The organism is Pseudenterobacter timonensis (assembly GCF_900021175.1).
Lineage (GTDB): Bacteria > Pseudomonadota > Gammaproteobacteria > Enterobacterales > Enterobacteriaceae > Enterobacter > Enterobacter timonensis.
This window is the reverse complement of record NZ_FCOP01000013.1, coordinates 762,599-788,898: the sequence shown is the minus strand read 5'-3', so window position 1 is coordinate 788,898 and position 26,300 is coordinate 762,599. Positions and strand designations below refer to the sequence as shown.

Below are 26,300 nucleotides of genomic sequence, written 5' to 3'. Positions count from 1 at the left end.
TTCTCTGCTGTGGTGAGAGTTTGGCGGCCTTCAAAGTTTACCTGGCAGCAAGCGGCGATACTAAATGGCCGGACAGGCGTCAGGATCGCGCCGCCTCACCTTTTCGAACGATATGTGACAGGAAAAAGAAGATGGATGATCAGTTAAAACAAAGCGCCCTCGATTTTCATGAATTTCCCGTGCCGGGCAAAATCCAGGTCTCACCTACCAAGCCGCTGGCCACCCAGCGCGACCTGGCGCTGGCCTACTCCCCGGGCGTCGCCGCCCCGTGTCTTGAGATAGAAAAAGATCCGCTCGCGGCCTACAAATACACCGCCCGCGGCAACCTGGTGGCCGTGGTCTCCAACGGCACCGCCGTGCTGGGGCTTGGCAATATCGGCGCACTGGCCGGTAAGCCGGTAATGGAAGGGAAGGGGGTGCTGTTTAAAAAATTCGCCGGTATCGACGTGTTTGATATCGAAGTGGATGAGCATAACCCGGACAAATTTATCGACGTGGTGGCCGCGCTGGAGCCGACCTTTGGCGGCATCAACCTGGAAGACATTAAAGCGCCGGAATGTTTTTACATTGAGCAGAAGCTGCGCGAGCGGATGAACATTCCGGTCTTCCACGACGATCAGCACGGCACGGCGATTATCAGCACCGCCGCCATCCTTAACGGCCTGCGGGTCGTGGAGAAAAATCTCTCCGACGTGCGCATGGTGGTCTCCGGGGCGGGCGCGGCGGCAATCGCCTGTATGAACCTGCTGGTGGCGCTTGGTATGCAGAAGCACAACATCGTGGTCTGCGACTCTAAAGGGGTAATTTACCAGGGGCGCGAACCCAACATGGCGGAAACCAAAGCCGCCTATGCGGTGGTGGATGACGGCAAACGCACCCTGGACGACGTGATTGACGGGGCGGATATCTTCCTGGGCTGCTCGGGGCCGAAGGTGCTGACTCAGGAGATGGTGAAGAAAATGGCGCGCGCGCCGATGATTCTGGCGCTGGCTAACCCGGAGCCGGAGATCCTGCCGCCGCTGGCGAAAGCGGTGCGTCCGGATGCCATCATCTGTACCGGACGCTCCGACTACCCGAACCAGGTCAACAACGTCCTCTGCTTCCCGTTTATCTTCCGCGGCGCGCTGGACGTGGGCGCGACCGCCATCAACGAGGAGATGAAGCTCGCGGCGGTTCACGCCATTGCTGAGCTGGCGCACGCCGAGCAGAGCGAAGTGGTCGCCTCCGCCTATGGCGATCAGGATCTGAGCTTTGGACCTGAATATATCATTCCGAAACCGTTCGACCCGCGGCTCATCGTGAAGATTGCGCCTGCGGTAGCGAAGGCGGCGATGGAATCTGGCGTAGCGACCCGCCCGATTGAGGATTTCGACGCCTATGTCGACAAGCTGGCCGAGTTTGTCTACAAAACCAACCTCTTTATGAAGCCTATCTTTTCCCAGGCGCGTAAAGATCCGAAGCGGGTGATTCTGGCGGAAGGGGAGGAGGCGCGGGTGCTGCACGCCACCCAGGAGCTGGTGAGTCTGGGGCTGGCAAAGCCGGTGCTGATTGGTCGACCGAGCGTGATCGAGATGCGTATCCAGAAGCTGGGGCTGCAGATCAGGCCTGGCGTCGATTTTGAGATCGTCAACAACGAATCGGATCCCCGCTTCAAGGAGTACTGGAACGAGTACTACAGCATCATGAAACGCCGCGGGATCTCGCAGGAGCAGGCGCAGCGTGCCATGATCGGCAACCCTACGGCTATCGGGGCGATCATGGTGCAGCGCGGGGAGGCGGATGCGCTGATCTGCGGCACCATCGGGGAGTATCACGAGCACTTTAGCGTGGCGCGGGAGATTTTTGGCTATCACGACGGGGTGCATACTGCGGGGGCGATGAACGCCCTGCTGCTGCCGAGCGGCAACACCTTTATCGCCGATACCTACGTTAACGACGATCCGACGCCGGAACAGCTGGCTGAGATCACTATCATGGCGGCCCAGACCGTGCGCCGCTTCGGTATCGAGCCGAGGGTGGCGCTGCTGTCGCACTCTAACTTTGGCTCCTCTAACTCGCCTGCCGCCTGCAAAATGCGCGAAACGCTGGAGCGGGTACGCGAGCGGGCGCCGGAGCTGATGATTGACGGCGAGATGCACGGCGACGCCGCGCTGGTGGAGAGTATTCGCAACGAGCGTATGCCGGACAGCCCGCTGAAAGGCTCGGCCAACGTGCTGATTATGCCAAACGTAGAGGCGGCGCGAATCAGCTACAACCTGCTGCGCGTCTCCAGCTCCGAAGGGGTGACCGTCGGGCCGGTGCTGATGGGGGTGGCGAAGCCGGTGCATGTGTTAACGCCGATTGCCTCGGTTCGCCGGATCGTGAATATGGTGGCGCTGGCGGTGGTGGAGGCACAGACGCAGCCGCTGTAAGCGCGGCGGCCCCTCACCCTAACCCTCTCCCCCCAGGGGAGAGGGGATAGTACGGAGCCGTTTTTCACCCTCTCCCCTGGGGGGAGAGGGCCGGGGTGAGGGGAGACGTTAAACCCACTCCCGAACCTGAATAAACTCCAGCAAGGCGGCCTCCGGGCTGCCTTCTTTTGGTTCGAAATTATACTCCCAGCGCACCAGCGGCGGCATCGACATCAGAATCGACTCCGTACGCCCGCCGGTCTGCAGGCCAAACAGCGTGCCGCGATCCCACACCAGATTAAACTCCACGTAGCGCCCGCGTCGGTAAAGCTGAAACTCGCGCTCGCGCACGCCGTAGGGGGTGTTTTTACGCCGTTCGACAATAGGCAGATAGGCGTCGGTATAACCTTTACCCACCGCCTGCATAAAGCGAAAGGCGGTATCAAAATCGGGGGTATTCAGATCGTCAAAGAACAATCCGCCAATACCGCGCTGCTCGTTGCGGTGCTTCAGATAAAAATAGTCGTCGCACCATTTTTTGAATTTCGGATAGATCGCTTCGCCAAACGGCAGACAGAGATCGCGCGCGGTACGGTGCCAGTGCACCGCATCCTCTTCAAAACCGTAGTAGGGGGTCAGATCAAAGCCGCCGCCAAACCACCAGACCGGATCGGCACCCGGTTTCTCGGCGATGAAAAAGCGCACGTTGGCGTGGCTGGTGGGGACGAAGGGGTTGTGCGGATGCACCACCAGCGACACCCCCATCGCCTCGAAGCTGCGTCCCGCCAGCTCCGGGCGGTGCGCGGTGGCGGAGGCGGGCATGGCCTCGCCATAAACGTGGGAGAAATTCACCCCGGCCTGCTCAAAAACACCGCCGTTACGCAACACCCGGCTGCGCCCGCCGCCGCCCGCTTCCCGCTGCCAGTTATCTTCCTGAAATTCGCCGCCGTCCACGGCGGAAAGCTTCTGACAAATTTCATCCTGCAGCGCAAGTAAAAAGGCTTTAACCAGCCCGGCATTCGGTCTCATTAACGTTTCCTGGTATGGGCTTTTTGATTATCGAACCAGTTGAAGTAACTGATGATGCCGGAGGCGATCGCGCTGGCGATTTTCTGGCGAAAAGCCTTCGTTCCCAGCAGGCGCTCCTCTTCAGGGTTGGTGATAAAGGAGGTTTCCACCAGCACCGACGGAATGGAAGGGGATTTAAGCACCACAAAGGCGGCCTGTTCGGTGTGGCGACTGTGCAGGCGATGTACCGGCTTAATCCGCTTGAGGATATGCGAGCCGAGAGTCAGGCTGTTTTTAATAGTATCCGTCTGGACCAGATCGAACAGCACCTGCTGGAGCAGATGATCTTTATCGGTCGCTTTTTTACCGGCGACCTCATCCGCGCGGTTTTCGCGATCGGAGAGATATTTTGCCATGGCGCTACTCGCGCCGCGGTTCGACAGGGCAAAGACCGAGGCGCCCGCCGCCGAGGGGTTGGTAAAGCCGTCCGCGTGAATCGACATAAAGAGATCCGCGCCGTGCTGGTGGGCAATTTCCACCCGATCGTAGAGAGGAATAAAGGTATCGCCGTTACGCGTCAGGCGCGCGTCAATACCATTGCTGCGTAAAATCGAACGCACATTTTTTGCAATCGCCAGCACAACATGTTTTTCTTTTGAGCCGTTGCGGCCAATGGCGCCGGTATCAATACCGCCATGGCCCGGATCGAGCATGACGAGACGCTTGCCGCCCGCTTTTTTTGCCTTTGGTTTGCTGTGACCGTTACTGGTCTTTAGGGCGCTCTCTTCTTTTGCCTGCGCCTGTGCGATGCCCGTTAACGTTAAGGCCGCCAGCCCCGCTTTGAGAACCTGACGACGCGATGTGAGTGTTTTTAATGGTTTGAATGTGCTCATGCGGCCTGAATTGTAAAATTTTTGAGTCCTGGTGTTATATCGTATCGCGTTTTGCGTGACGACAGTCCTTGTTGAGAAATTGTTTTACTTTTCATTTCAATACGTGACAGTGCGACATTATGACAAATTTTTGCGCATTTTTCCCCGGTTATTGGCTAACGGCACCGTTCGCGCCATAATCACATTTTTTAAAGCTAAAAAGGCGGTAAATACCATGGAGATACGCGTTTTTCGCCAGGAGGATTTCGAAGAGGTTATTACCCTCTGGGAGCGCTGCGATCTGCTGCGTCCATGGAACGATCCCGAGATGGATATTGAGCGCAAGCTCAATCATGACGTGACGCTTTTTCTGGTCGCCGAGGTGAATGGCGAAGTGGTGGGCACGGTGATGGGCGGCTACGATGGCCATCGCGGTTCGGCCTACTACCTTGGCGTGCATCCTGAATACCGGGGACGCGGCATCGCCAACGCGCTGCTGAACAGGCTGGAAAAGAAACTGATTGCCCGCGGTTGCCCCAAGCTGCAGATCATGGTGCGCGAAGATAACGACGTGGTGCTGGGGATGTATGAGCGGCTTGGTTACGAGCACGCCGATGTACTCTGCCTCGGCAAGCGTCTGATTGAAGATGAAGAGTATTGAGTTCCACCCTGACGACTACGACAGCCAGGGGCGTCTTCGCCTGCCGCTGCTGTTCTGGGGCGTACTGCTGCTCCAGGCGCGGACCTGGGTGCTGTTTATTATCGCCGGGGCGTCGCGCGAACAGGGGAATACGCTGCTGAACCTCTTTTATCCCGATCGCGATAACTTCTGGCTGGGGCTTATTCCCGGCATACCGGCGATGGCTGCCTTTTTACTTAGCGGGCGCCGGCAGCACTATCCCCGCCTCTGGCATAGTCTTGGCTGGCTGCTGATTATCGCCCAGCTGGTACTGCTTTGCTGGCAACCGGCGCTCTGGTACTTCGGCGAGCCGGTGAGCGGCGTGGGTATCGCGCTGGTCATCGCTGATATCGTCGCGCTGTTCTGGCTGTTAACCTGGCCCCGCCTGCGCGCCATCTTTGCCCTCCCTCATGAATAGCAGGGCACTTTTTGGCGATACCGTACTCCAACAGGCGGTGCACTTAATCAGAAGGATGTTTTAATGAAATCGCTGCGTTTACTTATCTGCGCGCTGCCGCTGACGCTGACCGGCTGTTCCACGCTCTCCTCCATAAACTGGTCGGCGGCCTACCCGTGGAACTGGTTTGGCTCCTCCACAGAGGTGACCGAGCAGGGCGTCGGCAAGCTCACCGCCGATACGCCCCTCGAACGGGAGGCTATTCAGACCGCGCTGGGCAGCGACTACCGTCTGCGCAGCGGAATGAAAACCGAGAATGGCAACATTGTTCACTATTTCGAGGCGCTGAAAGGCGACACCTTAGCGCTGGTGATCAATGGCGATAAGGGCATGGTGAATCGCGTCGCCGTACTCGATAGCGAGATCCCCACCGGGAGCGGCGTAAAAGTGGGTACGCCGTTTAGCGAGCTCTATCAGAAAGCTTTTGGCAACTGCACCAGCGCGGCTCAGGACGACCAGGCGGCGGTGATCTGTAAGGCGCCCGACAGCCAGCATATCAGCTATCTCTTCACCGGCAGCTGGAGCGGGCCGGAAGGATTAATGCCCTCCGATGACACGCTGAAAAAATGGACGGTCAGCCGGATCGTCTGGCAGCAGTAATTTGCGCCGGAACAAGCCGCTTCGCTAAAAACAGGCGTACAATAGGCCCCATTCGTGCCACGACGACATGGCATTTTTTTCAGGAGGAGTGATGTCTCAGGTTCAGAGCGGTATTTTGCCAGAACATTGCCGCGCGGCGATTTGGATTGAGGCCAGCGTGAAGGGGGAGGTGGATGCCCTGCGTGCGGCCAGCAAAGCTTTTATCGATAAGCTGGCGACCTTTCAGGCGCAATATCCCGATGCACAGTGTGGCGCGGTGGTGGCTTTTGGTCACAAGGTCTGGCGCCAGCTGAGCGGCGGCACAGGCGCGCAAGAGCTGAAAGATTTCCCGGCATACGGTAAGGGGCTGGCGCCCGCCACCCAATACGATCTGCTGATCCATATACTCTCCCTGCGCCATGACGTTAACTTCTCCATTGCCCAGGCGGCGATGGAAGCTTTCGGCAACTGCATTGAGGTCAAAGAAGAGATACACGGCTTCCGCTGGGTGGAAGATCGCGATCTGAGCGGGTTTGTCGACGGTACAGAAAACCCGGCAGGGGAAGAGACGCGCCGCGACGTGGCCGTGATTAAAGAGGGCGTGGACGCAGGCGGCAGCTACGTGCTGGTGCAGCGCTGGGAGCATAATCTTAAGCAGCTGAACCGCATGAGCGTCGCGGATCAGGAGATGATTATCGGTCGCACCAAACAGGATAACGAGGAGATTGACGGGGATCTGCGACCGGTGACCTCCCACCTGAGCCGCGTCGATCTGAAAGAAGAGGGCAAGGGGCTGAAAATCGTGCGCCAGAGCCTGCCCTACGGCACCGCGAGCGGCGTGCATGGCCTCTACTTCTGCGCCTATTGCGCTCGCCTGTATAACATTGAACAGCAGCTGCTGAGCATGTTCGGTGATACTGACGGCAAACGCGACGGCATGCTGCGTTTCACCCGTCCGGTGACGGGCGGCTACTATTTTGCCCCGTCCGTTGAGCGCCTGCTGACGCTGTAATACCCCTCACCCTGACCCTCTCCCCAAAGGGGAGAGGGGAATAACCCCTTATTCCCTTTTCTGCTTCTAAATCACCAAACGGTATATAAAACCGTTACTCCTTTCACACTCGTTATAAATATTATGACCAATAGATAGTCATTACATTAATAAGGGTGCGCAATGGCCGTAACGGGAGTTAAAAAAGGTACGCTGGTGCTGGCGGTTTTGCTGCTGATGGCGCAGGCGCAGGCTACGGAGCTGCTCAACAGCTCGTATGACGTGTCGCGCGAGCTGTTTGCCGCCCTGAATCCCCCTTTCGAGCAGCAATGGGCGAAAGAGAACAATGGCGATAAGCTCACCATCAAGCAGTCGCACGCTGGCTCCTCTAAGCAGGCGCTGGCGATCCTGCAGGGGCTGAAGGCGGATGTCGTTACCTACAATCAGGTCACCGACGTGCAGATCCTGCACGATAAAGGCAAGCTAATCCCGGCTGACTGGCAGAGCCGCCTGCCGAACAACAGCTCGCCGTTCTATTCCACCATGGGATTCCTCGTGCGTAAGGGCAATCCGAAGAATATCCACGACTGGAGCGATCTGGTGCGTCCGGACGTGAAGCTGATCTTCCCGAACCCGAAAACCTCCGGCAACGCCCGTTACACTTATCTGGCGGCCTGGGGGGCGGCGGATAAAGCGGACGGCGGCGATAAAGCCAAAACCGAACAGTTCATGACCCAGTTCCTGAAAAACGTCGAGGTGTTTGATACCGGCGGACGCGGGGCGACGACTACCTTTGCCGAGCGCGGGCTGGGCGATGTGCTGATTAGCTTTGAGTCGGAAGTAAACAACATCCGCAAACAGTATGAGGCGCAGGGCTTTGAGGTGGTCATTCCGAAAACCAATATCCTCGCGGAGTTTCCGGTAGCGTGGGTGGACAAAAACATTAAGGCCAACGGCACGGAGAAGGCGGCGAAAGCCTATCTTAACTATCTCTACAGCCCGCAGGCACAGACCATCATCACCGATTACTACTACCGTGTGAACAACCCGGCGGTGATGGACAAGCTGAAGGATAAATTCCCGGCGACCGACCTGTTCCGCGTCGAGGATAAGTTTGGCAGCTGGCCTGAGGTGATGAAAACGCACTTCGCCAGCGGCGGTGAACTGGACAAACTGCTGGCGGCGGGGCGTAAGTAATGTTGGCTGTCTCTTCCAGACGCGTGTTGCCGGGTTTTACCTTAAGCCTCGGCACCAGCCTGCTGTTTGTCTGCCTGATTCTGCTCCTGCCGCTGAGCGCGCTGGTAATGCAGCTTGCCCAGATGAGCTGGGCGCAGTACTGGGAAGTGATCAGCAACCCGCAGGTGGTGGCCGCCTATAAGGTGACGCTGCTCTCGGCGTTTGTCGCCTCAATGTTTAACGGCGTTTTTGGCCTGCTGATGGCGTGGGTGCTGACCCGTTACCGCTTCCCGGGCCGGACGCTGCTCGATGCGCTGATGGATCTCCCTTTCGCTCTGCCAACGGCGGTAGCTGGCCTGACCCTGGCTTCGCTCTTTTCGGTCAACGGTCTCTACGGCGAGTGGCTGGCGAAATTTGATATCAAGGTGACCTACACCTGGCTTGGCATCGCGGTGGCGATGGCCTTTACCAGCATCCCGTTTGTGGTGCGTACCGTGCAGCCGGTGCTGGAGGAGTTGGGTCCGGAATATGAAGAGGCGGCCGAAACGCTCGGCGCCACGCGCTGGCAGAGCTTTCGTAAGGTGGTGCTGCCGGAACTCTCCCCGGCGCTGCTGGCGGGCGTGGCCCTCTCCTTTACCCGCAGCCTTGGCGAGTTTGGCGCGGTGATTTTTATCGCCGGCAACATCGCGTGGAAAACGGAAGTGACCTCCCTGATGATTTTTGTGCGCCTGCAGGAGTTTGACTACCCGGCGGCGAGCGCTATCGCCTCGGTGATCCTTGCGGCCTCCTTGCTGCTGCTGTTCTCCATTAATACGTTGCAAAGTCGCTTTGGTCGACGCGTGGTAGGTCACTGATGGCGGAAGTTACCCAATTGAAGCGATATGACGCGCCCCGGATCAACTGGGGCAAATGGTTTCTGATAGGAACAGGGGTCGTGGTCTCCGCCTTTATCCTCGTTGTGCCGATGGCCTACATCTTTATGCAGGCCTTCAGTAAAGGGCTGATGCCCGCGCTGCAAAATCTGGCCGATCCCGATATGTTGCACGCCATCTGGCTGACGGTGCTGATTGCCCTGATTACGGTTCCGGTGAACCTGGTCTTTGGCACGCTGCTGGCCTGGCTGGTGACGCGTTTTAACTTTCCGGGCCGCCAGCTTTTGCTGACGCTGCTGGACATTCCGTTTGCCGTCTCGCCGGTGGTCGCCGGTCTGGTCTATCTGCTCTTTTACGGCTCCAACGGCCCGCTCGGCGGCTGGCTGGATGAGCATAATCTGCAAATTATGTTCGCCTGGCCGGGCATGGTGCTGGTCACCATCTTCGTCACTTGTCCGTTTGTGGTGCGCGAACTGGTGCCGGTGATGCTCAGCCAGGGCAGCCAGGAGGATGAAGCCGCGATCCTGCTCGGCGCCTCCGGCTGGCAGATGTTTAAGCGCGTCACCTTACCCAACATCCGCTGGGCGTTGCTTTACGGCGTGGTGCTGACCAACGCCCGCGCGATTGGCGAGTTTGGCGCGGTGTCGGTGGTTTCCGGTTCGATACGCGGCGAAACGCTGTCGCTGCCGTTACAGATTGAATTGCTGGAGCAGGACTACAACACCGTTGGCTCCTTTACCGCCGCAGCGCTACTGACGCTGATGGCGATTTTGACCCTGTTTTTAAAGAGTGTGGTGCAGTGGCGTTTAGAAACGCAGGAAAAACGCGCGCGCCAGGAGGGAAATCATGAGCATTGAGATTGCCAATATTAAGAAGTCTTTTGGTCGCACCCAGGTGCTGAATGATATCTCGCTGGATATTCCTTCCGGGCAGATGGTGGCGCTGCTGGGCCCTTCCGGCTCCGGCAAAACGACATTGCTGCGCATCATCGCCGGGCTTGAGCATCAGACCAGCGGGCATATCCGTTTTCACGGTACCGACGTCAGCCGCCTGCATGCCCGCGACCGCAAGGTTGGTTTTGTGTTTCAGCATTACGCCCTGTTCCGCCACATGACCGTGTTTGACAACATCGCCTTTGGCCTGACGGTGCTGCCGCGTCGCGAGCGCCCGAATGCGGCAGCCATCAAAGCGAAAGTGACCAAACTGCTGGAGATGGTGCAGCTTTCGCACCTGGCCGATCGCTTCCCGGCCCAGCTTTCCGGCGGACAGAAGCAGCGCGTGGCGCTGGCCCGCGCGCTGGCGGTGGAGCCGCAGATATTGCTGCTCGACGAGCCGTTCGGCGCGCTGGATGCCCAGGTGCGTAAAGAGCTCCGCCGCTGGCTGCGCCAGCTGCATGAAGAGCTCCACTTCACCAGCGTATTTGTCACCCACGATCAGGAAGAGGCGATGGAAGTGGCCGACCGGGTAGTGGTGATGAGCCAGGGCAGTATTGAACAGGTCGACGAGCCGGAACAGCTCTGGCGCGAGCCGGCCACCCGCTTTGTGCTGGAGTTTATGGGCGAGGTCAACCGTCTGCAGGGCACCGTGCGCGGCGGCCAGTTCCATGTGGGGGCGCACCGCTGGCCGCTGGGCTATACGCCTGCCTATCAGGGGCCGGTAGATCTCTTTTTACGCCCCTGGGAAGTGGACGTGAGCCGCCGCACCAGCCTCGACTCCCCGCTACCGGTACAGGTGCTGGAGGCGAGTCCTAAGGGCCACTACACCCAGCTGGTAGTGCAGCCGCTTGGCTGGTACAGCGAATCGCTGACGGTGGTGATGCGTGACGAGATACCGCCGCATCGCGGGGAGCGGCTGTTTGTGGGGCTGCAGCACGCGCGTATTTATCATGGCACCGAGCGCATCGAGAGCCGCGAGGCGATTGCTCTGGCGCAGACGGCCTGATAGGTTAGGATTACGTAGTTTTGCCGGGTGGCGCTGCGCTTACCCGGCCTACAATATGACGTTTCAGGCCCGGATCGCTGCGCGCCACCGGGCTTTTTATTGGACAGCGATCATGAACACATTAGAACACACCATCGGCAACACCCCTCTGGTTAAACTTCAGCGGATGGGGCCGGACAACGGCAGCGAAATCTGGGTCAAACTCGAAGGCAATAATCCGGCGGGCTCGGTAAAAGACCGGGCGGCGCTGTCGATGATTGTCCAGGCTGAAAAACGCGGGGAGATACAGCCCGGCGACGTGCTGATCGAAGCGACCAGCGGTAACACCGGTATCGCGCTGGCGATGATCGCCGCGCTGAAGGGCTACCGCATGAAGCTCCTGATGCCGGACAACATGAGCCAGGAGCGCCGCGCCGCCATGCGCGCTTACGGCGCCGAGCTGATTCTGGTGAGTAAAGAGCAGGGGATGGAAGGGGCGCGAGACTTAGCGCTGGCTATGGCCGAGCGCGGCGAAGGCAGGCTGCTGGATCAGTTCAATAATCCGGATAATCCATACGCCCACTACACCACCACCGGGCCGGAGATCTGGCAGCAGACCGGCGGGCGCCTCACCCATTTTGTCTCCAGTATGGGCACCACCGGCACAATAACCGGCGTGTCGCGTTTTTTACGCGAGCAGGAAAAAGCAGTGACTATTGTAGGTCTCCAGCCGGAAGAGGGGAGCAGTATTCCGGGCATTCGCCGCTGGCCGGCGGAGTATATGCCAGGGATTTTTAACGCGCAGCTGGTGGACCAGGTGCTGGATATTCATCAGCGCGAGGCGGAGAACACCATGCGCGAGCTGGCGGTGCGCGAGGGGATCTTCTGCGGCGTCAGCTCCGGCGGGGCGGTAGCGGGCGCCATCCGGGTGGCCAAAGCCACGCCGGGGGCGGTGGTGGTGGCGATTATCTGCGATCGCGGGGATCGCTATCTCTCGACCGGCGTCTTTGGCGAGGAGAGCTATTCGCAGGGCGCGGGGATTTAACCGGCACAGCAGGGAGTGCAGGCGGCACTCCCGGCGGTTACTTTTGCGCATGCGCCTGCAAAAGCTTATCGAGAAACAGCCACAGCTTTTCGTTCATCTCCCGGTAATCCCACTCGCGCATCTCTGCAACCGAGCGGATAAAGGGTTTCCCTTTGGCCTGCGCCAGCTCCTCTTCGGAGTGGGCAATCAGTCCTTCTACGGCTTCGGCGGTGAACTCCATATGGCACTGGAAGCCGTAGATAAAATCGCCGTACTGCACAATCTGCCGCGGGCAGCCTTCGCTGGTAGCGAGGACGATCGCCTGATCGGTTAAACCTGGCATGTCGTTATGCCAGTGGCCGACCGTCAGCGACGCGCCAAAGTGGCTCAGGAACGGATGCTGCAGGCCTGCCTCCGTCAGCGTGATGGGGAAGTGGCCAATCTCTTTTTCCGGACTCTGGCACACTTTTGCGCCCAGCGCTTCGCCAATCAGCTGTGAGCCAAGGCAGATACCCACCACAATACGACGCGCGGTAATCGCCTGATTGATAAGGTGCTGTTCGGCCTGCGAGTTGAAATAAGGGCATTCAGCAAGCGTGGTGCGCGGGGATTGCGGCCCGCCGAACACCACCAGCATATCGAAACTATCCGCATTTTTCGGCAACGGTTCCCCGGCGTCAACGCGGGACCAGGAGATCGCGTAACCCCGTTCTTCCGCCCACGTAAGGTACGCCCCCGCCGATTCAAATGACTCATGGATAACAAAATGGACTCGCATCTCTCTCTCCTGTTAGCGGTTCAGCGACTGATAAATATCGGCCGCCAGTTGTCTGATTGCTTCGTCGTTCAGGCTTGACAGGGTAATACGCAGGCCGTGAGCGGGTTCATGCACGCCAAACGCTTCCCCCTCGCGTACCAGCCAGCCCGATTTTGCCAGCAGAAAGGCGGTTCCCTGACTGGCGTGCTCCAGCGGTAACCAGAGGTTAAGCCCGTCGCCGGGTGAAATGGCGAGACCATACTGGCGTAACGCCTCCGCAAGCTTTTGCTGACGGGAGGCGTAAAACTGCCGGGCCTGCGTCAGGCGGTGCTGAAAGTCGGGATCGCTCAGGCAGGCGTGGGCAAGATCCTGTAGCAAATGGCTGACCCACTGGCTACCGGAGTTGAGGCGCAGACGCAGCGCTGCGGAGGTAATCGGGTCGCTGGCGACGATGGCCAGACGCAGATCCGGGCCCAGCGTTTTCGACATAGAGCGTATTATCGCCCAGCGCAGCGTTTCTGGCGCAATCACAGGGAACCATTCAGAGACTGAAAGCAGGGAGAAGTGATCGTCGATAATCACCAGCGTCTGCGGATAGCGCGCGAGAATGTGCTGTAACGCACCGGCGCGGCTGGCGCTGAGACTGCATCCCGTGGGGTTATGCGCACGTGGGGTTATAATCACCGCGCGAGCGCCCCCTTTAAGCGCCTCTTCAAGTTTCTCTGGCTGCATGCCTTCGTTATCGACCCCTACCGGGCTGGCGCGAAACCCGCTGTAACGCAGCATGTTTATGCTGCTCAGAAAACAGGGGTCCTCCACCGCCACGCTGTCGCCCGGCAGCAGATGGGCGCTCAGCAGACGTTCAATGGCATCAATTGCGCCGCTGGTGATATCAATTTCGCCATCTGAAGGGGTGGTCTCCTTCATCCATGTTGTTGCCCACTTCTTCAGCGCGGGCGAAACCGCCGCATCGCCGTACAGACGATGGGTATGGCTGAGACTTGCCAGGTAACGCCCCAGATCGGGCAGACAAGTCGCGGCGGGATTACCGCCAGAGAGATCGACAAGCGGGGTATGGGGATCGCCCCCTTCCAGCGCAACCGGTAGCGCGGGACCTTTAATCACCGTGCCGTTTCGCCCCAGGCTTAACGCCAGGCCGGAAGACACCAGCCGTTTATAAGCCGACGCGACGGTATTGCGGTTGACCTCAAGTCGGGCGGCGAGTTCGCGCACGGGGGGCAGGGTATCCCCCGCGCGGAATGTGCCCTTTGCGATCTGCAAACGCAGGTTGTCAAAGATTTCGCTGGCGGTTTTTCCGTCGATCATTATTGACCTATGACAAAATGAATTTTAGCATATGACGATAATAGTGAGGCACCAGCCCGCTGTCCAGTAAGAGGAGATGATTGTGGCGCAGGAAAATGACATCCAGTCTGTGCTGTTTGACGATAAGCATCGGGCGTTACAAACCGACATTGTCGCCGTTCAGTCACAGGTCGTGTATGGCAGCGTGGGGAACAGCATTGCGGTGCCGGCCATTAAGGCGCAGGGGTTGCGGGTGACGGCGGTACCGACGGTATTGTTCAGTAATACGCCCCATTACGAGACGTTTTATGGTGGCGTGATACCCCCGACTGGTTCAGCGGCTATTTGCAGGCGCTGAACGAGCGGGATGCCCTGCGGGAGCTGAAAGCGGTGACCACCGGCTATATGGGCAGCGCAGAACAGATCGGCCTGCTGGCGCAATGGTTGCGGGAGGTACGGGAGCGACATCCTGACATGACTATTCTGGTGGATCCGGTGATTGGCGATACAGACAGCGGGATGTATGTCAAAGCGGAGATCCCGGATGCTTACCGGCAGCATCTGCTGCCGCTGGCGCAGGGGTTAACGCCAAACGTCTTTGAACTGCAGATGCTGAGCGGCCAACCGTGTGGCACCCTTGACGAAGCGGTCATTGCGGCGCGATCGCTACTCACCGACAGGCTGAGGTGGATAGTAATCACCAGCGCGCCGGGGCAAACCGGTGACACCATCAACGTGGCGGTGGTAACAGCCGATTCGCTCGATCTCTTTACCCATCCGCGGCTGGAAACTTCCCTGAAAGGAACCGGCGATCTCTTTTGTGCGGAGCTGGTCAGCGGCATCGTTATCGGTCTGTCGCTCACGCAAGCCACGCAGCGAGCGGCGAATCGTGTGCTGGATGCCATACGCTGGACGCAGCAATGTAACTGCGACGAATTGATACTGCCACCGGCAGGGGAGGCGCGATGAAAAGCTATCGCTTAGTGGTCCGCCAGCAGGGGCGGGTGGTTGGCCATTTCGACACCAGCGGTTCAGAAGCGCTGGAGGATATCTGCGTGGCGCGCGCGCTGTTTGGCATTGCAGGGGGATACCAGTGCGAACTGCTGGTGGCCGATTCAGAGAAACGGATGCTGGAAAGCGGGCCGGACGGCATGAAAGTATTGATGCGCGAGAAGTGCTATCGCCCGGTGACGGCGAAGCTAGCCTGAGCGTTAAAATTGCAGGGCGGATATGGCATGAAGCGCCGTCAACCGGCAGGGGGCCTGACAGCGCTGCGCTTACTGGCGACAGATAAAAAAATAGCGCCCGAAGGCGCCATTTTTCTTGTGCGGCAAGAATTACTTCTTGATGCGGATAACCGGGGTTTCACCCACGGTAACGCTGCCGGACAGTTTAATCAGTTCTTTGATTTCATCCATGTTGGAGATAACAACCGGCGTCAGGGTAGACTTGGCTTTCTCTTCCAGCAACGGCAGATCAAATTCAATAACCGGATCGCCGACCTTCACACGCTGACCTTCTTCCGCGATGCGCTTAAAGCCTTCACCTTTAAGCTCTACGGTGTCGATCCCGAAGTGTACGAACAGTTCGATACCGCTGTCGGATTCAATTGAAAACGCGTGGTTGGTCTCAAAAATTTTACCGATGGTGCCGTCAACCGGCGCAACCATTTTGTTGCCGGTTGGTTTGATTGCAATGCCATCACCAACGATTTTCTCAGCAAACACTACATCCGGCACGTCTTCGATGTTGACGATTTCGCCGGAGAGCGGAGCAACAATCTCAATAGTTCCAGAGTCGCTATTGCTTTTGTCACCGAACAGTTTACTAAATAAACCCATTAGACCTATCTCCTAAGCAGTAATTTGGGCCGCATCTCGTGGATTAGCAGATTGTTTTTTCTTCAATGAACTTGTTAACCAGCGTCATTAACTCGTCCGTTGTCGGTTGAGCAAGAGCCTGCTCTGCTAACACCTTCGCATCTTCGAAGTTCGTGTTACGGATAATCTTCTTAATGCGCGGGATGGAAATGGCGCTCATAGAGAACTCGTCCAGACCCATACCCAGCAACAGAAGTGTAGCACGTTCGTCGCCTGCAAGCTCACCACACATGCCGGTCCATTTGCCTTCTGCATGAGAAGCATCAATAACTTGCTTAATCAAGTTCAGTACGGACGGCGACATTGGCTGGTAAAGATGTGAAATCATATCATTACCACGGTCAACTGCCAGGGTGTACTGCGTTAGATCATTGGTTCCGATACTAAAGAAATCAACTTCTTTGGCTAAATGACGCGCAATTGTCGCCGCAGCCGGTGTTTCCACCATTACGCCGATCTCAATGTTTTCGTCAAAAGCTTTACCTTCGTCACGCAATTCCTGTTTGTAGATTTCGATCTCTTTCTTCAGTGCGCGCACTTCTTCAACAGAGATGATCATCGGGAACATAATGCGCAGTTTACCGAAAGCGGAAGCACGCAGAATCGCGCGAACCTGGTCACGCAGGATCTCTTTACGATCCATGGCGATACGCACGGCACGCCAGCCCAGGAACGGGTTCTCTTCTTTCGGGAAGTTCATGTACGGCAGCTCTTTGTCGCCGCCGATATCCATGGTGCGAACGATAACAGCCTGAGAGCCGCACGCTTCGGCTACCGCTTTATAGGCTGCAAACTGCTCTTCTTCGGTCGGCAGCGCGTCGCGATCCATGAACAAAAATTCTGTACGGTACAGACCCACGCCTTCCGCGCCGTTGCGCTCAGCGCCATCCACGTCGCGTACGGTACCGATATTGGCGCAAACTTCTACCTGATGGCCGTCCAGCGTAATCGCCGGCAGGTCTTTCAGTTTAGCCAGTTCCGCTTTCTCGGTAGCGACCTGCTCCTGAACGGCACGCAGCTGGTCGATAACGTCATTGGTTGGGTTAACGTAAACCTGATTGTTTACGGCATCCAGAATCAGATAATCGCCGTTTTTCACCTGCGCAGTGACGCTGCCGGTGCCCACGATGGCCGGCAGTTCCAGAGAACGCGCCATGATGGAGGTGTGGGAAGTACGGCCACCCGCGTCAGTGATGAAACCCAGCACCTTTTTCAGGTTCAGCTGTGCGGTTTCAGACGGGGTCAGGTCAGCGGCAACCAGGATCACTTCGTCCTGAATGGCGCTCAGATCGATAATGGCCAGACCGAGGATGTTGCGCAGCAGGCGCTTACCGATGTCACGAACGTCAGCCGCACGCTCTTTCAGGTATTCATCGTCCAGCTCTTCCAGGGCAGTGGCCTGACCTTCGATAACTTCGTGCGCGGCCGCGTCAGCCGTCACGTGCTTATCTTTAATCAGGGCTATGATTTCCTGCTCCAGCTCCTCATCTTCAAGCAGCATGATATGCCCTTCGAAGATGGCTTCTTTTTCTTCACCGAAGGTCTCACCCGCTTTCGTCTTAATCGCTTCCAGCTGCTCTGATGCCCTGGCACGACCGCTCAGAAAACGTTGAACTTCCTGATCAACCTTGTCGGCAGAAATTTTTTTCCGGTCGATGACGATCTCGTCTTCTTTCAACAGGAGTGCCTTGCCGAAAGCGATACCCGGGGATGCTAAAATGCCTGAAATCATAACCCTACCTTACTTGTGACTGATATATAAAAGAACCCGGAAACTTACTCGAGCTCAGCCATCAGCTTAACCAGATGTTCAACCGCTTTCTGCTCGTCTTCACCTTCTGCGGAGATGGTGACAACGGTGCCTTGAGTCAGGCCCAGAGTTTGCAGTTTGAACAGGCTTTTTGCGCTAGCGCTTTTGCCATTGGAGGTCACAGTGATCTCAGAAGTGAAGCCTTTCGCTTCTTTAACAAACTGAGCAGCAGGGCGGGTGTGCAGACCGTTCGGAGCGGTAATGGTAACTTCTTGCTGGAACATTGTATTTCCCCAACTTATAGGTTTAGTGTTGTGGAACTAAAGTCTAGCCTGGGGGCTCAACTTTAGCCTGTATAGTTAGCGCTGACGTTTCGCTCGTCATTAAACATTATGCAGCGAAAGCAAGATTTGAACCAAATCATAAAATCGATTCAGCAGTGGTAAATACTGTAATGATTAATTTCGCGCATCAAAATAATTGTCAGGTTAAATACCAGACCCGACAGGGTGAATCAATGCCAGAGGGGGTAAAAGTTTGAAGCAGGCCACAAAAAAGCACCCTCGCGGGTGCTTTTTTACGCGTTTTTAACATTCTGGCATTACTGTTGCAGTTCTTTTTCAGTGAAAAGATCGGCAAACAGGGCAGTGCTCAAGTAACGCTCACCCGACGACGGTAGGATAACCACAATATTCTTATTGGTAAAGGTTTCATCTTCCTGAAGTTTCAGCGCAGCGGCGACGGCGGCACCTGAAGAGATACCCGCCAGGATACCTTCCTCTTCCATCAGACGGCGCGCCATGGAGATTGCCTCTTCATTGGTGATAGCCACCACTTTATCCACCAGCTTCAGATCAAGGTTGCCGGGGATAAAGCCCGCACCGATACCCTGAATTTTGTGTGGACCCGGTTTAATCTCTTCCCCGGCCAGCGCCTGCGCGATAACAGGGGAGTCGGTTGGCTCTACCGCAACGGTAATCAGATCTTTTTTACCTTTGGTATTTTTGATGTAGCGACTGACGCCGGTCAGCGTCCCGCCCGTACCGACGCCGGAGATAAAGACATCCACCTGACCGTCGGTATCTTCCCAGATTTCCGGGCCGGTGGTTTTTTCGTGAATTTCCGGGTTGGCCGGGTTGCTGAACTGCTGGAGCAGCAGGTATTTAGCGGGATCGCTGGCGACAATCTCTTCCGCTTTCTGAATCGCGCCCTTCATCCCTTTTGCCCCTTCGGTCAGCACCAGATTGGCGCCCAGCGCTTTTAGCAGCTTGCGACGCTCGATGCTCATGGTTTCCGGCATGGTCAGGGTCAGTTTGTAACCGCGCGCCGCAGCAACATAAGCCAGCGCAATCCCGGTGTTACCGCTGGTCGGTTCCACCAGCTCAACACCAGGCTTCAGCACGCCGCGTTTTTCAGCATCCCAAATCATATTTGCACCGATACGGCACTTAACGCTAAAGCTCGGGTTACGGGACTCCACCTTTGCCAGAATGCGTCCATTACCGATGCGGTTCAGTCGAACCAGGGGCGTATGACCGATAGTCAGCGAGTTGTCTTCATAAATCTTACTCATGGCCTGTCCTTAACTGTATGAAATTGGGATACCGACCCAGCATACCCGTTGGGAAGGCTGGGGGAAGTAAGGAATTAGCATATCTATATGCTGCAAGGAAATAATGGGTATCAGTATGGAATAAGGGGCGGCATAAGCCACCCCTTTTTACCTGTTTTTGCATTATTTCCATAACGCGTGCTTAACACGGTAGCAGTCGACCCACATCGCCGTAGCGCCGCAAACGGCAACGGGCATAATAAAGAGGTTAAGGAAAGGGACCATCGTGAAGAGGCTGGTTAACGCGCCGAACTGCATGTTGGCGACCTTTTGCGTGCGCAGGGCGCTGCGCATCTCCCGGAATGGCACCTTGTGGTTATCAAACGGATAATCGCAATACTGAATAGCCAGCATCCAGGCGCTGAAGAGGAACCAGAGGACGGGCGCGACGGTTTGACCAATCCCGGGGACTAAATAAAGAAGCAGGAGTACCACCGCGCGGGGCAGATACCAGATAAACTTCTGCCATTCGCGTTTCATAATGCGCGGCAGATCCTTCGCGATGCCCAGAATACCGGTGTCCGGCGGCGTTGCCCCGGTGAGGCGCGCCTCCAGCTGCTCGGCCAGCAGGCCGTTAAAAGGGGCGGCTATCCAGTTAGCGAGAGTCGAGAAAAAATAGCCAAAGATCAGCAGCACCGAGATCACGGCGATGGGCCACAGCAGATAGCTTAACCACTGCAGCCAGTCGGGCACATGCGCCATTAACGCCGGGATCCAGCTATCCAGCCGGGTAAAAAGCCACCAGAAGGCGCCGCCCATCAGCAGGATATTGATCAAAAGAGGAAGGATCACAAATCGCCGGATCCCCGGCAGGGAGACCAGCCGCCATCCCTGAGAAAAATACCAGATACCGCTGCGTGGCGTGGAAGTCGATGTTGAAACCATAGCCGGGCTGTACTCCTTTTTAGACAACCGAGGGAATTGCCCGCCTATATTATCGGGTTCCCGGCTGTTGACCAGTTCGGAAATGTTCGAAAAAACAGCAAAAAGCACGATTTAGCTCATCTTTATGCTGCCAATGCGTCGCATACACTTGCACTTGAGGTAATCGGCAAATACTCTTAGTGAGTAAATGTTTGCCGTGGTGGCAAGGTGTTAGAACAACAGAGAATATAATGATGCAGGATTTGCGTCTGATATTAATCATTGTTGGCGCGATCGCCATAATCGCTTTACTGGTGCATGGTTTCTGGACCAGCCGGAAAGAGCGTTCTTCAATGTTTCGCGATCGACCACTGAAGCGTATGAAGTCCAGTCGTGACGATGAAGAGGGCGATGAGGCTCTCGAGAGTTACGACGACGACGGCGTGGGTGAAGTTCGGGTTCATCGGGCTAATCATGCGCCCGGCGCAGCCCAGGGGGAGCATGACGCGCCCCGACAGCCTGCGCAGCACCAGTATCAACCGCCGTACGCCTCTGCACAGCCGCGCCAGCCAGCGCCTGCGCCTGCCGTTGAACCGGCACAACCGCAGCAGCAGCCGGTCCAGCCTCAGCCTGTCGTTGCGCAACCTCAGCAGCCGGTCCAGCCGCAGCCTGCCGTCGCGCAGCCGCCGGTGCAGCCGCAGCCTGTTCATACTCAGCCGCAGCCAGAGCCTGTCGTGCAGACGCAGCCCGCTCCGGCGCCAGCCGTTGAGCCTGAGCCGATAGTAGAAGAGGCGCCGGTGGAGAAACCGCAGCGTAAAGAGACGGTCATTATTATGAACGTGGCTGCGCATCATGGCACCCATCTTAACGGCGATGTCCTGCTCAACAGCATTCAACAGGCCGGGTTTAAGTTTGGCGATATGAATATTTTCCATCGCCACCTGAGCCCGGACGGCAGCGGTCCGACGCTCTTCAGCCTGGCTAATATGGTGAATCCTGGCACATTCGATCCTGAAATGACCGGCAATTTCACGACCCCGGGCGTAACCATTTTTATGCAGGTCCCCTCTTATGGAGATGAACTGCAAAACTTTAAGCTGATGCTACAGTCTGCACAGCATATCGCCGATGAAGTTGGTGGCGTGGTGCTCGACGATCAGCGTCGCATGATGACGCCGCAGAAGCTGCGCGAATATCAGGACCGCATCCGCGAAGTTAAAGAAGCTAACGCGTAACTGTCGCGTTTGTTTCACCCCTCCCTAACCCCCGCCTGTCGGGGGTTTTTTCTCATTGATGGTGCGATATGGAATCAATCGAACAACAACTGACAGAACTGCGAACCACGCTTCGCCATCATGAATATCTCTACCACGTGATGGATGCCCCCGAGATCCCGGATGCGGAGTATGACCGGCTGATGCGCGAACTGCGCGCGCTGGAGGCGCAACGCCCGGATCTTATTACCCCCGACTCGCCCACCCAGCGTGTCGGCGCCGCGCCGCTGACCGCGTTCAGCCAGGTGCGCCATGAAGTGCCGATGCTGTCGCTGGATAACGTCTTTGATGAAGAGAGCTTTCTGGCATTTAACAAACGCGTGCAGGACCGGCTGAAAAGCGCCGAGGCGCTGACCTGGTGCTGTGAGCTGAAGCTCGACGGCCTGGCGGTAAGCATCCTCTATGAAAACGGCGTGCTGGTGCGTGCCGCCACCCGCGGCGACGGGACGACCGGGGAAGATATTACTACCAACGTGCGAACCATTCGCGCTATCCCTCTCAAGCTTAAGGGTGAGAATATTCCCGCTCGGCTGGAGGTGCGTGGGGAAGTATTCCTGCCGCAGGCGGGCTTCGAGAAGATTAACGAAGAGGCGCGCCGCACCGGCGGTAAGGTCTTTGCGAACCCGCGTAACGCCGCGGCAGGCTCCCTGCGCCAGCTCGATCCGCGCATTACAGCGAAACGGCCTCTGACCTTCTTCTGCTACGGCGTCGGCATTCTTGAAGGGGGAGAGCTGCCGGATACCCACCATGGCCGTCTTATGCAGTTTAAGGCGTGGGGATTGCCGGTAAGCGACCGGGTTCAGCTTTGCGACTCCCCGCAGGCGGTGCTCGATTTCTACCATAAGGTGGAAGAGGATCGCCCGACGCTGGGATTTGATATTGACGGCGTGGTGATCAAGGTGAACTCGCTGGCGCTTCAGGAGCAGCTCGGTTTTGTCGCCCGCGCCCCCCGCTGGGCCGTTGCTTTCAAATTCCCCGCTCAGGAGCAAATGACCTTTGTGCGTGACGTGGAGTTTCAGGTGGGGCGCACCGGGGCGATTACCCCCGTGGCGCGACTGGAGCCGGTGCAGGTGGCGGGGGTGCTGGTCAGCAACGCGACCCTGCATAATGCCGATGAGATTGCACGCCTTGGCCTGCGTATCGGCGACAAAGTGGTGATTCGCCGCGCGGGGGATGTGATCCCGCAGGTAGTTAACGTGGTGGAATCAGAGCGCCCCGAGGAGACGCGTCCCGTTATCTTCCCGGCCCACTGTCCGGTTTGCGGCTCGGACGTGGAGCGTGTGCAGGGTGAAGCGGTTACCCGCTGTACCGGTGGTCTTATCTGCGGTGCTCAGCGTAAAGAGTCGCTAAAACATTTCGTCTCGCGCCGTGCGATGGATGTGGACGGCATGGGCGATAAAATTATCGATCAGCTGGTTGAGAAAGAGTATGTCCACACCCCGGCGGATCTCTTCCGTCTTACCGCGGGCAAACTCACCGGCCTTGATCGCATGGGGCCTAAGTCGGCGCAAAATGTGGTGAACGCGCTGGAGAAAGCAAAAGAGACCACCTTTGCCCGCTTCCTTTATGCGCTGGGTATCCGTGAAGTGGGCGAGGCGACTGCCGCCGGGCTGGCTGCGCACTTTGGCACTCTTGATGCGCTGGAGAAGGCGAGCATTGAGGAGCTTCAGCGGGTGCCGGACGTTGGAATCGTGGTGGCGACGCATGTATTTAACTTTTTTGCCGAAGAGAGCAACCGGGCAGTCATTGACGAGCTGCTGGGAGAGGGGATTCACTGGCCCGCTCCGACCGTCGTCAATGCCGATGAGATCGACAGCCCCTTTGCCGGCAAAACGGTGGTCTTAACCGGCAGCCTGAGCCAGCTTTCCCGTGATGAAGCCAAAGCGCGCCTGATCGCGCTGGGGGCGAAAGTGGCGGGCAGCGTTTCGAAGAAAACCGACCTGGTCATTGCAGGCGAAGCGGCAGGCAGCAAACTTGCCAAAGCGCAGGAGCTGGGTATCGAGGTGATCGACGAAGCGGAAATGATGCGGCTGCTGGGAGCGTAAGGTGGAAAAAGAGCAGCTTGTCGCCATCGCCAACACCGTAATGCCCTTTGGCAAATATAAGGGGAGGCGGCTTATCGACCTGCCGGAAGAGTATCTGCTCTGGTTTGCCCGCAAGGATCAGTTTCCGCAAGGGCAGCTGGGAGAACTGATGTCGATTGCCCTGCTCATTAAAACCGAAGGGCTGGGCCATCTGGTCCAGCCCCTGAAGCGTTAGACGTTAGCGGCGCGGCTCTCCTTCTGCGCCAGCTTCTCGGTCTCGTTTTTATAGCGACGCGCCAGCACGGCACAGACCATCAGCTGGATCTGATGAAAAATCATCAACGGCAGCACCATCATGCCGATAATCGAGGTGGGGAACAGAATGTTTGCCATCGGAATGCCGTTAGCCAGGCTCTTTTTCGAACCGCAAAAGACGATGGTAATTTCATCCGCTTTGTTAAATCCGCAGCGGCGCGCGACAAACATGTTTATAGCGATGACAATCGCCAGCAGCACAATGCTCACTACCACGATAAAGAGCAGCGAACCGACTCCCACCTTATGCCAGATTCCGTTGACTACCGCTTCGCTGAAGGCGGAGTAGACCACCAGCAGAATTGAGCTTTGATCCGTTTTCGCGATCCATTTTTTATTCCGGGTGACAAAATTGCCGATCCAGGGACGCGACAGGTGACCAAGAATAAAGGGCAGCAGCAGCTGCAGACAAATTTTGCCGACCTGCTCAAGGTTGCCCTCCGCGCCATGCATATTCATCAGCAGCCCCACCAGCAGCGGGGAGACAAAAATCCCCAGCAGGCTGGAGGCCGAGGCGGAGCAGACCGCCGCCGCCACGTTCCCGCCCGCAAGGGAGGTAAAGGCGATGGCTGACTGCACGGTGGCCGGCAGGATACAAAGATAGAGAAAGCCGGTATAGAGCGCCGGATCGACATTCACCGGCGCCCACCAGGCAAACAGCACGCCCAGTACCGGGAAGAGAATAAAGGTGCTGCACATCACCCACAGATGCAGTCGCCAGTGGCTGCCGCCGGCGATAATCGCCTCTCTTGAAAGTTTGGCGCCATGCATAAAGAAGAGAAGCGCAATCGCGGCGGTGGTCAGCCCCTCAAAAAAGGGGACGAAGCCGCCGCGGGCAGGGAAGAAAGAGGCCAGCAGAACCACAGCGATCAGGGTCAGCGTAAACGGATCGAGGATACGTAAGATTTTCATATATTCTCCTGAAAACAGATAATGCTATTGTGCGTTGCCTGCTTTGAGAAATAAAATTGATTTATTGCATCCATTCATGAATAAAATAGATGAATTACTCGTTACGTCAGCTCCGCGTTTTTGTCACCGTCGCCCGCTCGCGCAGCTTTAGCCGCGCCGGGGAGATTATCGGCCTGAGCCAGTCGGCAGTGAGCCACAGCGTAAAAGAGCTGGAGCGACAGACTGGTGTCCGGCTGCTGGATCGCACCACCCGGGAAGTGGTGCTGACGGAGGCGGGGCAGCAGCTTGCCGCACGGCTGGAACGGCTGCTGGATGAGCTGAACAGCACGCTGCGGGATGCCGGCCGTGTAGGGCAGCAGCTTTCCGGGACGGTGCGCGTCGCGGCCAGCCAGACCATCTCTGCTCATCTGATCCCGCAGTGCATCGCCGCCAGCAACCGACGCTACCCCGACATTCAGTTTGTGCTTCACGACAGGCCTCAGCGGTGGGTGCTGGAGAGCATTCGCCAGGGCGAGGTCGATTTCGGGATTGTTATCGATCCGGGGCCGGTAAGCGATCTGGAATGCGAAGGGGTATTGTCAGAGCCTTTCTTGCTGCTTTGCCGCGACGACGATCCTCTTGCCCGTTTGCCGGTTGTGGCCTGGCGAGCGCTGGACGGCGCCAGGCTGGTACTTCAGGACTACGCTTCCGGTAGTCGTCCGCTGATTGATGCGGCGCTCATCGGGCAGCAGGTTGAGGCGAAAATTGTGCAGGAGATTGGTCACCCGGCCACGCTCTTTCCGATGGTGGAGGCGGGTATCGGTATCAGCATTTTGCCGGCGCTGGCGCTGCCGTTACCGCAGGGAAGTCGCCTCACGGTGAAGCGTCTGACGCCCTGTATCGAACGGCAGCTTATGCTGGCCAGACGAAAAAATCGCTCTCTTTCCGGTGCGGCCCTTGCGCTGTGGGAGGTGGTGCGTGCGCAGGCGCAGGATTTAATGAGTGCCCGAACGCGCGATCCGCTGTTCAGGGAAGAGGAGGAGTAACATGCGGTATGGGATGCATAGCAAAAAGGCGCCTTTAGGGCGCCTTTTTACACTGGTGGGTCGTGCAGGATGACTCGCTACGCTCGCCCTTCGGGCCGTCGCCGCAGGCGGCTCCGGTGTCTCACTTCGTTCGACCCGAACCTGCTGCAGGTTCGAATCATTGGCATCGCAGATAGCAAAAAGGCGCCTTTAGGGCGCCTTTTTACACTGGTGGGTCGTGCAGGATTCGAACCTGCGACCAATTGATTAAAAGTCAACTGCTCTACCAACTGAGCTAACGACCCGAAGTGGTGGGTGATGACGGGATCGAACCGCCGACCCCCTCCTTGTAAGGGAGGTGCTCTCCCAGCTGAGCTAATCACCCACTTCGGTACTTCAATGATAAGAAATTTCGCTGGTGAGAAAGTGGTGGGTGATGACGGGATCGAACCGCCGACCCCCTCCTTGTAAGGGAGGTGCTCTCCCAGCTGAGCTAATCACCCACTTCTCAATTTCTTATCTACACGGCGGAGACTACGTTAAGTAGTTGGTGGGTGATGACGGGTTCGAACCGCCGACCCCCTCCTTGTAAGGGAGGTGCTCTCCCAGCTGAGCTAATCACCCCCGCTGTGTGG

General features: G+C 57.4%; 25 protein-coding genes, 4 tRNA genes, 1 other RNA gene and 1 pseudogene. 16 read left to right on the top strand and 15 right to left on the bottom strand.

The genetic code is table 11. The features are described 5' to 3' along the window. Nucleotides 1-131: 131 nt before the first annotated feature. Entirely contained in the window at nucleotides 132-2,411 is a 2,280-nt protein-coding gene (gene maeB / locus BN3796_RS19070; protein WP_061709915.1) for an NADP-dependent oxaloacetate-decarboxylating malate dehydrogenase, read from the top strand. A 108-nt stretch (nucleotides 2,412-2,519) separates the two neighbouring features. Here the strand turns inward: maeB and hemF are convergent, their stop codons facing one another. Both hemF and amiA read right to left on the bottom strand, forming a co-directional pair. Then, nucleotides 2,520-3,419 carry an oxygen-dependent coproporphyrinogen oxidase gene (gene hemF / locus BN3796_RS19065; protein ID WP_061709914.1) on the bottom strand — a complete coding sequence of 300 codons (900 nt, stop codon included), beginning with the start codon at nucleotides 3,417-3,419 and terminating at the stop codon, nucleotides 2,520-2,522. Continuing rightward, a complete protein-coding gene (gene amiA / locus BN3796_RS19060; protein WP_061709913.1) occupies nucleotides 3,419-4,291 on the bottom strand; it encodes an N-acetylmuramoyl-L-alanine amidase AmiA in 873 nt (290 codons plus the stop codon). Before amiA ends, hemF begins: the two co-directional genes overlap by 1 nt. 214 nt (nucleotides 4,292-4,505) lie before the next feature. Between amiA and BN3796_RS19055 the strand changes: the two genes are divergently transcribed. The 9 genes from BN3796_RS19055 to cysM all read left to right on the top strand — a co-directional run bounded on the left by BN3796_RS19055 (nucleotide 4,506) and on the right by cysM (nucleotide 11,989). Beyond that, the gene (locus BN3796_RS19055; protein WP_061709912.1) at nucleotides 4,506-4,931 is read left to right on the top strand and encodes a GNAT family acetyltransferase; all 426 of its coding nucleotides are present in this window, start codon (nucleotides 4,506-4,508) and stop codon (nucleotides 4,929-4,931) included. Next, entirely contained in the window at nucleotides 4,918-5,367 is a 450-nt protein-coding gene (locus BN3796_RS19050; protein ID WP_061709911.1) for a DUF2919 domain-containing protein, read from the top strand. The genes BN3796_RS19055 and BN3796_RS19050 overlap by 14 nt, the downstream gene beginning before the upstream one ends. A 63-nt stretch (nucleotides 5,368-5,430) precedes the next feature. After that, complete coding sequence (locus tag BN3796_RS19045) at nucleotides 5,431-6,006, top strand: RpoE-regulated lipoprotein (RefSeq protein WP_061709910.1); 576 nt, start codon at nucleotides 5,431-5,433, stop codon at nucleotides 6,004-6,006. 91 nt (nucleotides 6,007-6,097) lie between these two features. Continuing rightward, nucleotides 6,098-6,997 (top strand): Dyp-type peroxidase, encoded by a 900-nt coding sequence (locus tag BN3796_RS19040; RefSeq protein ID WP_061709909.1) that lies wholly within the window; start codon nucleotides 6,098-6,100, stop codon nucleotides 6,995-6,997. A gap of 162 nt (nucleotides 6,998-7,159) precedes the next feature. Next, entirely contained in the window at nucleotides 7,160-8,173 is a 1,014-nt protein-coding gene (locus tag BN3796_RS19035; RefSeq protein WP_061709908.1) for a sulfate ABC transporter substrate-binding protein, read from the top strand. Beyond that, the gene (gene cysT / locus BN3796_RS19030; protein WP_061709907.1) at nucleotides 8,173-9,006 is read left to right on the top strand and encodes a sulfate/thiosulfate ABC transporter permease CysT; all 834 of its coding nucleotides are present in this window, start codon (nucleotides 8,173-8,175) and stop codon (nucleotides 9,004-9,006) included. Before BN3796_RS19035 ends, cysT begins: the two co-directional genes overlap by 1 nt. Further along, nucleotides 9,006-9,881: a sulfate/thiosulfate ABC transporter permease CysW gene (gene cysW / locus BN3796_RS19025; RefSeq protein ID WP_061709906.1), complete on the top strand. Its 876-nt coding sequence runs from the start codon at nucleotides 9,006-9,008 to the stop codon at nucleotides 9,879-9,881. The genes cysT and cysW overlap by 1 nt, the downstream gene beginning before the upstream one ends. After that, complete coding sequence (gene cysA / locus BN3796_RS19020; RefSeq protein ID WP_061709905.1) at nucleotides 9,871-10,965, top strand: sulfate/thiosulfate ABC transporter ATP-binding protein CysA; 1,095 nt, start codon at nucleotides 9,871-9,873, stop codon at nucleotides 10,963-10,965. The genes cysW and cysA overlap by 11 nt, the downstream gene beginning before the upstream one ends. A gap of 112 nt (nucleotides 10,966-11,077) precedes the next feature. Then, nucleotides 11,078-11,989: a cysteine synthase CysM gene (gene cysM / locus BN3796_RS19015; protein WP_061710063.1), complete on the top strand. Its 912-nt coding sequence runs from the start codon at nucleotides 11,078-11,080 to the stop codon at nucleotides 11,987-11,989. Between the two features lie 37 nt (nucleotides 11,990-12,026). On the opposite strand, the gene BN3796_RS19010 is transcribed toward cysM, so the two are convergent. Together BN3796_RS19010 and ptsJ are read right to left on the bottom strand one after the other, a co-directional pair. Then, nucleotides 12,027-12,746, bottom strand: coding sequence for a type 1 glutamine amidotransferase (locus BN3796_RS19010; protein ID WP_061709904.1), 720 nt, complete (start codon nucleotides 12,744-12,746; stop codon nucleotides 12,027-12,029). A gap of 12 nt (nucleotides 12,747-12,758) precedes the next feature. Next, nucleotides 12,759-14,051 (bottom strand): MocR-like B6 salvage transcription factor PtsJ, encoded by a 1,293-nt coding sequence (ptsJ, locus tag BN3796_RS19005; protein WP_061709903.1) that lies wholly within the window; start codon nucleotides 14,049-14,051, stop codon nucleotides 12,759-12,761. An 82-nt stretch (nucleotides 14,052-14,133) separates the two neighbouring features. Here ptsJ and pdxK point away from each other — a divergent pair. Next, a pseudogene (pdxK, locus tag BN3796_RS19000) lies at nucleotides 14,134-14,999 on the top strand (pyridoxine/pyridoxal/pyridoxamine kinase). Next, the gene (locus tag BN3796_RS18995; RefSeq protein WP_061709902.1) at nucleotides 14,996-15,238 is read left to right on the top strand and encodes a hypothetical protein; all 243 of its coding nucleotides are present in this window, start codon (nucleotides 14,996-14,998) and stop codon (nucleotides 15,236-15,238) included. The pseudogene pdxK and the gene BN3796_RS18995 overlap by 4 nt, the downstream one beginning before the upstream one ends. Nucleotides 15,239-15,367: 129 nt before the next feature. On the opposite strand, the gene crr is transcribed toward BN3796_RS18995, so the two are convergent. The 5 genes from crr to cysZ form a co-directional block, all read right to left on the bottom strand. After that, a complete protein-coding gene (gene crr, locus BN3796_RS18990; RefSeq protein WP_022648946.1) occupies nucleotides 15,368-15,871 on the bottom strand; it encodes a PTS glucose transporter subunit IIA in 504 nt (167 codons plus the stop codon). A gap of 43 nt (nucleotides 15,872-15,914) precedes the next feature. Beyond that, entirely contained in the window at nucleotides 15,915-17,642 is a 1,728-nt protein-coding gene (gene ptsI / locus BN3796_RS18985) for a phosphoenolpyruvate-protein phosphotransferase PtsI (protein WP_061709901.1), read from the bottom strand. 44 nt (nucleotides 17,643-17,686) lie between these two features. Continuing rightward, a complete protein-coding gene (gene ptsH / locus BN3796_RS18980) occupies nucleotides 17,687-17,944 on the bottom strand; it encodes a phosphocarrier protein Hpr (RefSeq protein WP_000487600.1) in 258 nt (85 codons plus the stop codon). Between the two features lie 317 nt (nucleotides 17,945-18,261). Continuing rightward, a complete protein-coding gene (gene cysK, locus BN3796_RS18975) occupies nucleotides 18,262-19,233 on the bottom strand; it encodes a cysteine synthase A (protein ID WP_061709900.1) in 972 nt (323 codons plus the stop codon). A 162-nt stretch (nucleotides 19,234-19,395) separates the two neighbouring features. After that, nucleotides 19,396-20,157, bottom strand: coding sequence for a sulfate transporter CysZ (gene cysZ / locus BN3796_RS18970; RefSeq protein WP_061709899.1), 762 nt, complete (start codon nucleotides 20,155-20,157; stop codon nucleotides 19,396-19,398). A 230-nt stretch (nucleotides 20,158-20,387) separates the two neighbouring features. On the opposite strand from cysZ, the gene zipA reads away from it, so the two are divergent. The 3 genes from zipA to BN3796_RS18955 all read left to right on the top strand — a co-directional run bounded on the left by zipA (nucleotide 20,388) and on the right by BN3796_RS18955 (nucleotide 23,669). Then, nucleotides 20,388-21,371: a cell division protein ZipA gene (gene zipA, locus BN3796_RS18965; protein ID WP_061709898.1), complete on the top strand. Its 984-nt coding sequence runs from the start codon at nucleotides 20,388-20,390 to the stop codon at nucleotides 21,369-21,371. 68 nt (nucleotides 21,372-21,439) lie between these two features. Then, nucleotides 21,440-23,455: an NAD-dependent DNA ligase LigA gene (gene ligA, locus BN3796_RS18960; RefSeq protein ID WP_061709897.1), complete on the top strand. Its 2,016-nt coding sequence runs from the start codon at nucleotides 21,440-21,442 to the stop codon at nucleotides 23,453-23,455. A gap of 1 nt (nucleotide 23,456) precedes the next feature. Next, nucleotides 23,457-23,669: a DUF3820 family protein gene (locus BN3796_RS18955; RefSeq protein WP_061709896.1), complete on the top strand. Its 213-nt coding sequence runs from the start codon at nucleotides 23,457-23,459 to the stop codon at nucleotides 23,667-23,669. On the opposite strand, the gene BN3796_RS18950 is transcribed toward BN3796_RS18955, so the two are convergent. Continuing rightward, nucleotides 23,666-24,661 (bottom strand): bile acid:sodium symporter family protein, encoded by a 996-nt coding sequence (locus BN3796_RS18950; RefSeq protein WP_061709895.1) that lies wholly within the window; start codon nucleotides 24,659-24,661, stop codon nucleotides 23,666-23,668. The two genes, BN3796_RS18955 and BN3796_RS18950, sit on opposite strands and share 4 nt — an antisense overlap. An 89-nt stretch (nucleotides 24,662-24,750) precedes the next feature. Here BN3796_RS18950 and BN3796_RS18945 point away from each other — a divergent pair, with 89 nt between their 5' ends. After that, nucleotides 24,751-25,686, top strand: a complete 936-nt coding sequence (locus tag BN3796_RS18945) for a LysR family transcriptional regulator (RefSeq protein ID WP_061709894.1) — start codon at nucleotides 24,751-24,753, stop codon at nucleotides 25,684-25,686. A 53-nt stretch (nucleotides 25,687-25,739) separates the two neighbouring features. Here BN3796_RS18945 and BN3796_RS18940 read toward each other — a convergent pair. From BN3796_RS18940 to BN3796_RS18920, 5 genes are all read right to left on the bottom strand, one after another. After that, a non-coding RNA gene (locus BN3796_RS18940) (RtT sRNA) lies at nucleotides 25,740-25,867 on the bottom strand. A gap of 27 nt (nucleotides 25,868-25,894) precedes the next feature. Next, nucleotides 25,895-25,970 (bottom strand) — tRNA-Lys (locus tag BN3796_RS18935). 4 nt (nucleotides 25,971-25,974) lie between these two features. Next, nucleotides 25,975-26,050 (bottom strand) — tRNA-Val (locus BN3796_RS18930). A 42-nt stretch (nucleotides 26,051-26,092) separates the two neighbouring features. Then, a tRNA-Val gene (locus tag BN3796_RS18925) sits at nucleotides 26,093-26,168 on the bottom strand. Between the two features lie 45 nt (nucleotides 26,169-26,213). After that, nucleotides 26,214-26,289, bottom strand: a tRNA-Val gene (locus tag BN3796_RS18920). Between the last annotated feature and the right edge of the window lie 11 nt (nucleotides 26,290-26,300).